This is a genomic window from Bacillus cereus group sp. BfR-BA-01381 (assembly GCF_022663555.1).
GTDB lineage: Bacteria > Bacillota > Bacilli > Bacillales > Bacillaceae_G > Bacillus_A > Bacillus_A pacificus.
Map to the genome: position 1 here is coordinate 71950 of NZ_JAKUFR010000013.1, position 11940 is coordinate 83889.

Below are 11940 nucleotides of genomic sequence, written 5' to 3' on the forward strand. Positions count from 1 at the left end.
AAAAGTAGCATTAACAGATAAAAGTTAATGCTACTTTTTTATATTTGAATTTCGTTAGCTAGTTTTTCTAACTGAATTCGATCTTGTATGTAATAGGTTCTTCCATCTTTCCTTAAGTAATTTTGTTGGCAAAACTGGTTCAATACATATAAAAGATGACGGTAGCTAACATTTAAGTATTCCGAAACCTCGGTATGTTTTTCTGTATAACTGTTATTTTGTTCTGTTAATAGAATAAACGCCGCTAATCGATTTTCGAACGGATAACTATTATTTTTAGCATAACTTTCTGTTCGGGTAATTGTTTTCTCACCGATAAATTTGCATAGTTTCTGTAGAAAGGTAGCATCTTGTAACAAAAGATGCTGACAATCTTTAAGAGGAAGCGCTAAGCATATACAATTTTCAATTACTTCCACCGTTTTCGTAACAGATTCTACGCCAATTAATCCTAATTCCCCAATGAATGAAGGTGCTTGAATAAAGTTAATTAAGGAGACTTTTCCGTTTTTGTGACTCATATATATTTTTGCTTTCCCAGAAATTAAGTAATAAAGATAAGGAACATCGACCCCTTCATTACATATCTTTTCTCTTTTCTGAAAGGAATGTAGTTCAGCATACGGTAAGATATCAAAAGAAAAAAGAGTATGGAAATTGTAAGTTTGTATGTAATGAGAGATTTCTTCGCTATTTTTGCTGACTTTCATGTTTTCACCTCATGTTTAGTATGAGATATCTCCTATTATTTTTTCAAGAAAGAATGATACGATTTATGTAAATTTGTTTTTGTAGAAAAGAGAGTGTGAAGGGCTTATGAAAAAATATAAAACATTATTATTCGATGTAGATGATACATTGTTAGATTTTCAAAAGGCGGAAAAAGCGGCATTACGTATGCTTTTTGAAGAGAAAGGGATGTCTCTAACTAGCGAGATTGAAGCGCAATATAAAAAAATTAATAAAAGTCTTTGGACTGCTTTTGAAGAAGGTGAAATAAATCGTGATGAAGTTGTAAATACACGATTTTCAATTTTGTTTAAAGAATACGGGGAAGAAGTAGATGGGATATTATTCGAAAATAATTATCGCAGTTACTTAGAAGAAGGAAATCAGCTCATGGAAGGTGCGTTACAATTTATAAATCAAATTCAAAGTGAGTACGATTTATATATAGTGACAAACGGTATTTCTAAGACGCAAGATAAACGATTACGTAATGCAGGATTACATGCCTTGTTTCAAGATATTTTCGTTTCTGAAGATACAGGTTATCAAAAGCCGATGAAGGAGTATTTTGATTATGTTTTTGAAAGGATTCCTAACTTTGCTCCTGAAGAAGGGCTCATTATTGGGGATTCGTTAAGCGCTGATATGAAAGGTGGATATGTAGCGGGAATTGATACTTGTTGGTTTAATCCAGAAAAGAAATTTAATAATAGCGGGATTGTGCCAACATATGAAGTGCAAAATTTTGAAGAGTTATACGCGTTATTGAAGCAACATGTGTAATGAGAATAGGCAGTGGAACTTTTGTCCCTACTGCCTATTTTTATTCGTTTATAGTTTCGTTATTTTTAGGAAGTGGAAATGCATTACCAATTGCTGCTGCCCCAAGCATCGGTAATAGTAAATTGAGCGGGAAAAACATGAGTAATAGTAATGTTATAGCAATTGGTTTTCTTAGTGCATAGCTTGAAATTGCTGTCGTGACGATGGCGACCGAAGTGATTGGGTCTATTGGGGCAATGGACGCTATAGCATATCCGATACTTGACCCAGAAAATATAATTGGGAAAATATGTCCACCGCGCCAGCCTGTATTTAAACAAACAGCAGTAATACATAATTTTAAAACCCCTGAAAGAAGTAGTACCCAGAAGGATAAATGGCTCCATTCAACGACTAAATCTTTTAATTGATGTTCTCCGGAGAATAATGTGTATGGGAGAAAAGTTCCTGCAATCCCTAATAAAATGCCACCGATAATTCCAAGCGATAGTTTGTATTCTTTTAAGGGATGGATTAATTTCTCTAATGTGAACTCTAATTTGAAATAAAAGAATCCAACTATAGCACCAATACTAGCAAGTGGAAGAAATGCAATCCATTCATTAAGAGAAAGAGAACCTTCTCCGAAATTAACGATAAAGGATCCACGATTATCAAATTTACTAAGTAATAAATAAACGGAAAAACCAGCGAAAGTGGTAGCCAAATATACAATTGCTTTTTTTCCTTTAGAGAATTCGTTAATTTGCTCTCCCTCATTTTCACTTGGAGCTAAATAACCGAATAATGGCGCGTTAAAAATTACACTTAAAGTAGCACCAATCCCAACTTCTGTTAGTTCATTCATTCCCTTTAAGGCGAATGTAAAGCGATCCCCGACCCATGTACAAAGCCCACCGATAATGCCAACAAGTGCTGCTTCAGGACCTAAGCTAGCTCCAAATATTAAAACGATAATCGCAGTTAAAGTGGCTTTATGTACGAAACGGTATTCAATTCTACCTGTTTTTTTATATTCACTCATTACTTCCGGCATAAGGCGTGGATATGTACCGAAGTATTTTTGAGTTAAACCAACAAGAATACCACCGATAGTTGTTACACAAATGGTGTAATACGGGGGAGAAGAGAAGATAGTAGGTAAGTATCCCCAAATAAAGTGAATGCCGATATTTATTGTAACTAAAAATAACCAGACTGTTGCGCCGACTATAGAGCCTAATAGAATGCCGTATAGGGCGAGTATATAGTGCATGTCTTTCTGGTTTGTCATGTTATACCTCCGTTATATAAGTTTTAATGTCAAAAGGATTAAATATGCTACTGTGAAATGAAATGAATATGTATAGTATCTTTTTGAGAGGGTGGCTTATTCAATATATTGAGGTCTCGTGAGAATCTGAAATGTATACAGTTAAACTACTTATTTAATTCTATATATTAATTGAGGGTTTTAAAAGGTCTTTTTCAAATGAATATGGAATATATTTCTTTTGTTATATACATTAAATTCTTCGTAGTTAATTTAGAACATTCAGAAAAACTGATTGACATTAGGAAATTATTGCTATAAAATCAACGGTAATTGCATAGTCTTATCAAGAAAAGGTGGAGGGACAGGCCCGATGAAACCTTGGCAACAGCCGTATAACGGAATTGTGCCAAATCCTGCAGGTAATAACCCTGAGAGATAAGAAAGAGCCTTTAGAGCGTGTTTTCAAACTGCTCCTTTCTTGTTTTCAGGAAAGGAGCAGTTTTTTATTTTGTATAAAAGAAAGGAGAATAAGAGATGGGAGAATCATGGGGGAAAGGAACAATTTGTGTGCAAGGTGGCTATACGCCAAAGAATGGTGAACCGCGTGTTTTACCGCTTTATCAAAGTACAACGTATAAATACGATACTTCGGATGATTTAGCAGCCTTATTTAATTTAGAGGCAGAAGGATATATATATACGCGTATTGGAAATCCTACTTTAGCTGCATTTGAGCAAAAGCTAGCAGATTTAGAGGGTGGCGTAGGAGCTGTTGCAACGGCTTCTGGGCAGGCTGCTATTATGCTTGCTGTTTTAAATATTTGTAGCAGCGGAGACCACTTGCTTTGTTCTTCCACAGTGTATGGCGGAACATTTAATTTATTTGGAGTGAGTTTGCGTAAGCTTGGTATTGATGTTACATTCTTTAATCCGAATTTAACTGCTGATGAAATTGTGGCCCTTGCTAATGATAAGACGAAACTCGTTTATGCAGAATCGCTAGGAAATCCGGCGATGAATGTTTTAAATTTCAAAGAATTTTCAGATGCAGCGAAAGAATTGGAAGTACCTTTTATCGTGGATAATACATTAGCAACTCCTTATTTATGCCAAGCATTTGAACATGGAGCAAATATTATCGTTCATTCTACGACGAAATATATTGATGGTCATGCAAGTTCGTTAGGTGGCATTGTTATTGACGGAGGGAACTTCGATTGGACAAACGGGAAATATCCTGAACTAGTTGAACCGGATCCGAGTTATCACGGCGTAAGTTACGTTCAAAATTTTGGTGCAGCAGCTTATATTGTGAAGGCACGTGTTCAATTATTAAGAGACTACGGAAACTGTATGAGCCCATTTAATGCGTATATTAGCAATATCGGCTTAGAAACATTGCATTTACGAATGGAGCGTCATAGTGAAAATGCTCTTGCAGTTGCTAAGTGGCTTGCTGATCATGAACGTATTGAATGGGTGAATTATCCGGGATTAAATAGTAATGAAAATTACTCGTTAGCACAAAAGTATTTGAAAAAAGGTGCTAGTGGTGTTTTAACATTCGGCATTAAGGGAGGATTAGAAGCAGCAAAAGAATTTATCGCAAATGTAAAACTAGCAACTCTCGTAACGCACGTGGCTGATGCGCGAACTTGCGTTATACATCCTGCTAGCACAACACATAGACAATTAAGTGTTGAAGATCAGCGCTTAGCTGGGGTCACATCAGATTTAATTCGTTTATCAGTTGGTATAGAAGATGTTTCGGATATTATTGCAGATTTAGAAGCAGCGCTAGTCGGAGGCAAACAACATGCCGATCATAATTGATAAAGATTTGCCAGCTCGCAAAGTGTTGCAGGAGGAAAATATTTTTGTAATGACAAAAGAGCGAGCAGAAGCACAAGATATCCGTGCATTGAAAATTGCCATATTAAACTTAATGCCTACAAAGCAAGAAACAGAAGCGCAATTACTTCGTTTAATTGGCAATACACCGTTGCAATTAGATGTACATTTACTTCATATGGAATCACACCTGTCCCGTAATGTCGCACAGGAACATTTAACGAGTTTCTATAAAACATTCCGTGATATTGAGAATGAGAAATTTGATGGACTCATTATTACAGGAGCACCAGTTGAAACCCTTTCTTTTGAAGAGGTAGATTATTGGGAAGAGCTTAAACGTATTATGGAGTATTCAAAAACGAATGTAACATCTACGCTTCATATTTGCTGGGGGGCACAGGCTGGTTTGTATCATCATTATGGTGTTCAAAAGTATCCTCTTAAGGAAAAAATGTTTGGTGTATTTGAACATGAAGTTCGTGAGCAACATGTGAAATTGTTACAAGGGTTTGATGAGTTATTTTTTGCCCCGCATTCTCGTCATACGGAAGTACGAGAGAGTGACATTAGAGAAGTGAAGGAGTTAACGTTATTAGCCAACTCTGAGGAAGCGGGCGTCCATCTTGTTATTGGGCAAGAAGGAAGACAAGTGTTTGCGCTCGGTCATAGTGAATATAGTTGTGATACGTTAAAGCAAGAATACGAACGAGATCGTGACAAAGGGTTAAATATTGATGTGCCAAAAAACTATTTTAAGCATGATAATCCAAATGAGAAGCCGCTTGTAAGGTGGAGAAGCCATGGAAATCTATTATTCTCTAATTGGCTAAATTATTACGTGTATCAAGAAACCCCTTATGTATTATAAAAAAAGATTGTGTAACACGTGGCAACGTTTTCTTTGTAATGTTTAACTTATATTTTTCCGAATGTTCTAAAAATATTGTTTTTCAGATTTTTTACTCATATAATTTCATCTAAACACAATTTTTGAGGGGTGGACAGTATTATGAAAGAAATTCAAGTTGGCTTATTAGGTCTTGGGACAGTTGGTAGCGGTGTAGTTCGTATCATTACAGATCACCAAGAGCGACTTATACACCAAGTAGGTTGTCCTGTAAAAGTAACGAAAGTGCTAGTACAAAATATTGAAAAAGAGAGAGAAGTAGAGGTACCTTCTACTCTATTAACGCAAAATGCAAATGAAATTTTAGATAATCCAAATATTGATGTTGTCATCGAAGTGATGGGTGGCATTGATGACGCAAAATCATATATTTTACAAGCTTTACAAAGCGGGAAGCATGTTGTGACTGCCAATAAAGATTTAATGGCGTTACATGGAGCGGAACTGTTAGCGGTAGCAAAAGATAATAAAGCAGATTTGTTTTATGAAGCAAGTGTAGCCGGAGGGATTCCGATTTTACGAAGTATCGTAGAGGGACTTTCTTCAGATCTTATTACGAAAGTAATGGGAATTGTAAATGGAACGACAAATTTTATTTTGACGAAAATGTCAGATGAAGGGAGAGCATATAACGACGTGTTAAAAGAAGCTCAGCAACTTGGATTTGCAGAAGCAGATCCAACATCAGATGTAGAAGGTTTAGATGCAGCAAGAAAAATGACGATTTTGGCTACCCTTGGTTTCTCTACAAATGTAGAGCTTGGAGATGTGAAGGTAAAAGGCATTACTTCTATTACAGAAGAAGATATTGAATACAGTAAGAGTTTAGGATACACGATTAAATTAATCGGTCTTGCGAAGCGAGATGGTGAGAAATTAGAGGTTACAGTTGAACCGACATTACTCCCAAATACACATCCTCTTGCGGCCGTGCAAAACGAATATAACGCTGTATATGTGTATGGTGAAGCAGTTGGAGAAACGATGTTTTATGGACCAGGTGCAGGAAGTTTACCGACAGCAACAGCTGTTGTTTCCGATTTAGTAGCTGTAATGCAAAATATTAGATTAGGGGTAACAGGAAATAGTGCTGTAGTCCCGCAATATCAAAAAGTATTAAAAGAGCCAGACGAAATTGTTGTGAAGAAATTTTTAAGACTTCATGTGAAAGATGAAATTGGTGTATTTGCAAAAATTACTTCGTTATTCTCTGAGCGTGGCGTTAGCTTTGAAAAAATTATTCAAATGCCACTTGAAGAGAAAGGAAAAGCTGAAATTGTAATTGTAACGCATCGAGCTTCTCTTGCTGATTATGATTATATTCTACATACGTTGCAAGGGTATGAAGAAATAGATTGTTTGAAAGCAAACTATCGAATTGAAGGGGATGCGAAGTAGCATCTCGTATCATAAAACAGAAAGAGCCTATTAAGCAGCTTGCTTAATAGGCTCTTTTCTATTTAAAATCTTCGTACCAACTTGAATAAATGCTTGTATAATCCAGCCTGTTGTAAAGGATAAAATGATTGTTCCAAAATAGATAGGTCCATCTAATAAGAAGCTTAATGTTAAAAATAAGAATGCTAACGAAATTTCTGTTCTTCTAAATGTCCATTTCTTTTTCTCAGCAACTGTTAAAACGAAAGCTTCTTGAGGTGCTGCACAAAGATTTGTAGAGACGTAAAGACCAATTCCAGCTCCAACGAATAGATTTCCGCAAATAAGTGTTATATATTTTGGAAGAGAACGGATAGCGTCCATAATAGTTGGAATGGAACCGATCCAATCAACAAAAAGAGAAATAAGAACCATTGTTACAATTGTAACGATCGTAATTTGTTTTTTATTCCAAAAGAGTACGATAAGGGTAAAAGCAAAGTTAATCATGAAAATCCAAAAACCGATACTTATCCCGAAATTTTGATATAGTGCAATAAAGAAGGAATCATAAGGGCTAAGTCCAAAGGAAGTAATTGTCGTCATCATATTAATGCCGATGGCGAGAATAAGTAGACCGCTAATGAAAAATATATGTTCTAATTTGAGTCGAAACATAGTTGTATATCCTTTCAAAAAGTATTTGCTAGGAAAGGATATATTGTGGAAAGCTTACCAGGTCAAGGGAGAATTTTTGTGAGAAGGGGAAAATGAGATGACGAATATAAGAAAGATTGCTGAACTTGCTGGGGTATCTGTTTCAACTGTTTCACGTGTACTAAATAATCATCCATATGTGAATGAACAGAAGCGAAAAGAAATTTTAGCAATTATAGAAGAATTAAACTATACGCAAAATGTGAATGCAATTCATTTAGTGAAAGGGAAAACGAATGTCATTGGCGTTTTATTACCGCATGTAAATGACCAATATTATAGTGCTATTATTGAGGGAATATCAAAGGAAACAGCAAAGAATAATTATAATATGATGCTTTGTCAGACGAATTATAGTGAGGAAAGAGAATTAGAAATTTTGAATATGTTAAAAATGAAAAAGCTTGATGGGGTTATTATATGTTCGCGGGCAAATAGTAAGGAAAAGCTCGAAGAATATACGAAATTTGGTCCTATTGTTATGTGTGAAGAAATAGACTCGAACTACATTTCGAGTGTGCATATTGATTATTATAAAGTGTTTTCGCGCGGGATGAAGAGCTTAATAGATGCGGGGCATACAAGTATTGGGTATTGCATTGGAAGAAGTAACAGTATTAATAGCCAAAGGAGAAAACAAGCATATGAAGATTCGCTTCAACAGATTGCTGTAACACCAATAGAGGCCTGGAAGTTTAAAGGCTGTTTTACGGTAGAAGATGGGCGTAATGTAATTAGGGAATGGGCCTCTATGTCAGTAAAACCAACTGCGTTTCTTGTATCTTGCAACCATATTGCAGCGGGAATGGTAACAGAAGCGAAAAAACAAGGAATTCGTATTCCAGAAGATATTACGATTATCGGTTGTGATGATCAAGATGTGGCACATATTTTAGGCATTACAACGATTTCGTATTGTAGTAAAAATGTTGGCGCAACGGCATTTAAATTATTATATGAAAAGATTAATGATAAGCAAATCGATATAAAGCACGTAGAGTTATTGCCACAATTAGTACATAGGGAAACAACATAATAGATAAGGTTTGAAAATCGCTTTTCAAAATTGCGTTTGGTATAATTATGGACAATCTATGAGGGCTAAAAGGGGTTTTGATATGAGATCAAAAGTAGTTAAAGTAATTCTACTCATTACAATTGCATCTTTCTGTTTATTTGCATATGGCTTTGTTTCAGGTGTAAATGATGTATTAAATCCGAAAGCTTCAAATTTAATTAAAAAGACCGATGTAGTGACAAAGGAGAAAAAGAAAACGGGAACGTTACAAATCGTTAGTTTAGGTGATTCATTAACACGTGGTGTTGGTGATAAAGAAGGAATTGGCTATATTGGACGGATGAAAGAAGATTTACAAAAAGATTATAAGCAAAAGGTCGCCTTAACGAACTTAGCTGTTAGTGGTGCGAAAATGCCTGACTTATTAAAACAAATTGAGAGTAGTGGCGCTCAATATTCAATTAAACAAGCAGATGTAATCGTTTTAACGATTGGAGGAAATGATTTATTTCCAGGCTGGGAATCGCTTGGAAAGATAGATTTAGAAACGTATCGTCCTGATACGGAAACATTCCAAAATGAAGCGAAGAAAATTATAGAAGAAATTCGTAAGTTAAATACAGATAGCCCAATTTTTTGGCTAGGTTTATATAATCCTTTTGAAGATGTAGAAGATTTAAAGGGGTCTTCAAACATTGTTGTAGACTGGAATGCATCTTTAGAAAAATTGGCGGTAAATAATAAAAATGTGTATATTACACCGACATTTGATTTATTCCAAAACCGTGGGAAAGATTTATTATACTCCGATCATTTCCATCCGAATGAAATAGGGTATACATATATGGCGGACCGATTAGTTCAAAATGTTGTAAGTAGATTAAAACTAGAACAAGGAGGGGTAAAATGACGACGATACTTTCCGTACGAGACGTGAAGAAGGTAATTGGAAAGAAGACTCTTGTAGAGAATATTTCCTTTGATGTAACGCAAGGAGAAGTGTTCGGCTTCCTAGGACCAAATGGTGCTGGAAAGACGACTACCATTCGAATGTTAGTCGGATTAATTAAGGCGACAGAAGGTACAATTTCTATAGGTGGTTATTCGATTAAGGAAAATTTCAGAGAAGCGATGCGTCAAATTGGGAGTATCGTTGAAAACCCAGAGTTGTATACATATTTAACTGGATGGGAAAATTTAAAGCAATTTGCCCGTATGTTAGGTGGTATATCAGATGAACGTATTATGGAAATTGCTCAAATGGTTCATTTGGATGAAAGAATTCACGATAAGGTAAAAACATACTCACTCGGTATGAAACAGCGTCTTGGTATTGCGCAAGCGCTTCTTGGAAATCCTAAATTGCTCATATTAGATGAGCCGACAAACGGTTTAGATCCAGCTGGAATTAGAGAGCTTAGAGAATTTATACATAAGCTTGTGAAAGAAGAAAATATGAGCGTATTTATTTCCAGTCATTTGCTAAGTGAAGTGCAAATGATATGTGATCGCGTTGCTATTATTCATAAAGGAAAGATGATAACAGTTGCCAAGGTTGAAGAGTTAATTAAAACAGCAAGTGACCGCGTAGAATGGATTGTTACGCCGATTGGGAAAGCAAAAGATATGCTAGAAGATGCTGAGGAAGTAAGAGAAGTGAGTATAGAAGGTGATCGATTACTATGCCGTATGAATATCGCATCTATAAGTAATTGGAATAAACATTTTGTAGAAAACGGGATAGATGTACATAGCGTTAAAGAACTTGTATTTACGCTAGAAGATTTATTTATTGAACTCACAAGGGGTGAGCAGCATGCGTGAATTTGCGAATCTAGTTTTAAATGAATCAGAAAAAATTTACCGCAAGAAACGTATTTTTGTTGTCATGCTTATTTTAGCAATCTTGATCCCACTTTTTGTGTACGCGCAGTATCGTGAAATAGAGACGACACAGAAAAGGCTCGGTACAACTGATTGGAAGGTTTCATTACAACAGCAAATTGTTGATTCTCAGAACCGGTTGAACAATTCTAGGTTGCCAGAAGAATGGCGTGATTGGTTAAAGGTAAGAGTTGAGCAGCAACAATATTATTTAGATCATGATATTAATCCGATGGCACCGGGTGCACCGACTTTTGTCAGAGCATTTATTGAACAAGGGATTACGTTATTTATTCCGCTTCTCGTAATGATTGTCGCCATTGATATCGTTTCAGGAGAACGAAGTGATGGGACGATGAAGATGTTACTTACGCGGCCGATTCGGCGCTGGAAAATACTCCTTAGTAAATACGTAACGATGTTATTTTTCATTTCGCTCATACTGTTTCTTGTAGGTTTGTTTGCTTACATACTATCAGGGCTTATATTTGGGTACTCGGGATGGAATTTACCTGTTTTAACAGGATTCGTTATTGATAAGGAAACGTTAAATACGAATTTTGTACATCTTATTCCGCAGTGGCAATACATCCTAATGGCGTATGGACTAGCCTGGTTTGTTGCTATCGTTGTCGGAACTATATCATTTATGGTCTCTGTTTTAATTCGTAATACACCAGCTGGTATGGGCGTTATGCTAGCTGCATTAATTGCAGGCGGTATTTTAAGCTCGTTCGCAACATCTTGGGAAGGCGCGAAATATATTTTTAGTGTGAATTTATCATTAACGGATTATTTATCAGGAAAACTACCTGCATTACAAGGTTTATCGATGGAGTTTTCTTTAATGAATTTAACGGTTTGGGCAGTTGTTTCCCTTATTATTTCGTTTGTAGTATTTACAAAACAGGATATGGTGAATTAATTAGACGGGAAGTGAAAGCATGGAAAATGTTTTAAAAAATGATTGGGGGCCATTATTGGCACCAGAATTTGAGAAAGAATATTATCGTAAGCTAGCTGATTTTTTGAAAGAAGAGTACAGTACACATGTTGTTTACCCAAAGATAGAAGATATTTTTAACGCTCTAGAGTATACAAGTTATGAAAATACAAAGGTCGTTATTTTAGGACAAGATCCATATCATGGACCGAATCAAGCGCATGGTTTAAGCTTTTCTGTACAACCTGGTGTTAAAACACCACCATCATTGTTAAATATGTATAAAGAACTTCGAGATGAATATGGTTATGAAATCCCGAATAACGGTTATTTAGTAAAATGGGCGGAACAAGGAGTATTACTACTAAATACCGTATTAACAGTTCGTCAAGGCGAAGCAAATTCTCATAAGGGAAAAGGATGGGAGCATTTCACAGATCGTGTGATTGAACTGTTGAACGAACGTGAAAAGC

Annotated in this window: 12 protein-coding genes and 1 riboswitch; of the genes, 9 read left to right on the forward strand and 3 right to left on the reverse strand. The window is 35.8% G+C overall.

The features are described from left to right. Nucleotides 1-38: 38 nt before the first annotated feature. A complete protein-coding gene (locus tag MR079_RS07030; RefSeq protein ID WP_139868567.1) occupies nt 39-710 on the reverse strand; it encodes a transcriptional regulator YeiL in 672 nt (223 codons plus the stop codon). A 106-nt stretch (nt 711-816) separates the two neighbouring features. Here MR079_RS07030 and MR079_RS07035 point away from each other — a divergent pair, with 106 nt between their 5' ends. Beyond that, complete coding sequence (locus MR079_RS07035) at nt 817-1512, forward strand: YjjG family noncanonical pyrimidine nucleotidase (RefSeq protein WP_242293755.1); 696 nt, start codon at nt 817-819, stop codon at nt 1510-1512. 40 nt (nt 1513-1552) lie between these two features. On the opposite strand, the gene MR079_RS07040 is transcribed toward MR079_RS07035, so the two are convergent. Next, on the reverse strand, nt 1553-2785 hold the full coding sequence (locus tag MR079_RS07040) for a chloride channel protein (RefSeq protein ID WP_139868563.1): 1233 nt from the start codon (nt 2783-2785) through the stop codon (nt 1553-1555). Between the two features lie 319 nt (nt 2786-3104). After that, nucleotides 3105-3209: riboswitch (SAM riboswitch) on the forward strand. A gap of 92 nt (nt 3210-3301) precedes the next feature. On the opposite strand from MR079_RS07040, the gene MR079_RS07045 reads away from it, so the two are divergent. The 3 genes from MR079_RS07045 to MR079_RS07055 all read left to right on the forward strand — a co-directional run bounded on the left by MR079_RS07045 (nt 3302) and on the right by MR079_RS07055 (nt 6926). Then, complete coding sequence (locus tag MR079_RS07045; protein WP_139868561.1) at nt 3302-4600, forward strand: bifunctional O-acetylhomoserine aminocarboxypropyltransferase/cysteine synthase; 1299 nt, start codon at nt 3302-3304, stop codon at nt 4598-4600. Further along, nucleotides 4584-5489: a homoserine O-acetyltransferase MetA gene (gene metA, locus MR079_RS07050; RefSeq protein ID WP_139868559.1), complete on the forward strand. Its 906-nt coding sequence runs from the start codon at nt 4584-4586 to the stop codon at nt 5487-5489. Before MR079_RS07045 ends, metA begins: the two co-directional genes overlap by 17 nt. Before the next feature lie 141 nt (nt 5490-5630). Beyond that, complete coding sequence (locus MR079_RS07055) at nt 5631-6926, forward strand: homoserine dehydrogenase (RefSeq protein ID WP_016719037.1); 1296 nt, start codon at nt 5631-5633, stop codon at nt 6924-6926. A gap of 30 nt (nt 6927-6956) precedes the next feature. Here the strand turns inward: MR079_RS07055 and MR079_RS07060 are convergent, their stop codons facing one another. Beyond that, nucleotides 6957-7583 carry a YczE/YyaS/YitT family protein gene (locus MR079_RS07060; protein WP_242293756.1) on the reverse strand — a complete coding sequence of 209 codons (627 nt, stop codon included), beginning with the start codon at nt 7581-7583 and terminating at the stop codon, nt 6957-6959. Between the two features lie 97 nt (nt 7584-7680). Between MR079_RS07060 and MR079_RS07065 the strand changes: the two genes are divergently transcribed. From MR079_RS07065 to MR079_RS07085, 5 genes are all read left to right on the forward strand, one after another. After that, nucleotides 7681-8658 (forward strand): LacI family DNA-binding transcriptional regulator, encoded by a 978-nt coding sequence (locus tag MR079_RS07065; RefSeq protein ID WP_139868557.1) that lies wholly within the window; start codon nt 7681-7683, stop codon nt 8656-8658. Nucleotides 8659-8668: 10 nt separating this feature from the next. Further along, nucleotides 8669-9550, forward strand: coding sequence for an SGNH/GDSL hydrolase family protein (locus MR079_RS07070; protein WP_205689062.1), 882 nt, complete (start codon nt 8669-8671; stop codon nt 9548-9550). Further along, nucleotides 9547-10464 (forward strand): ABC transporter ATP-binding protein, encoded by a 918-nt coding sequence (locus tag MR079_RS07075; RefSeq protein WP_139868553.1) that lies wholly within the window; start codon nt 9547-9549, stop codon nt 10462-10464. The genes MR079_RS07070 and MR079_RS07075 overlap by 4 nt, the downstream gene beginning before the upstream one ends. Further along, complete coding sequence (locus MR079_RS07080; RefSeq protein ID WP_139868551.1) at nt 10457-11449, forward strand: ABC transporter permease subunit; 993 nt, start codon at nt 10457-10459, stop codon at nt 11447-11449. The genes MR079_RS07075 and MR079_RS07080 overlap by 8 nt, the downstream gene beginning before the upstream one ends. Nucleotides 11450-11468: 19 nt before the next feature. Next, the coding region (locus MR079_RS07085; protein ID WP_242293757.1) for a uracil-DNA glycosylase at nt 11469-11940 on the forward strand (472 nt) is incomplete at its 3' end.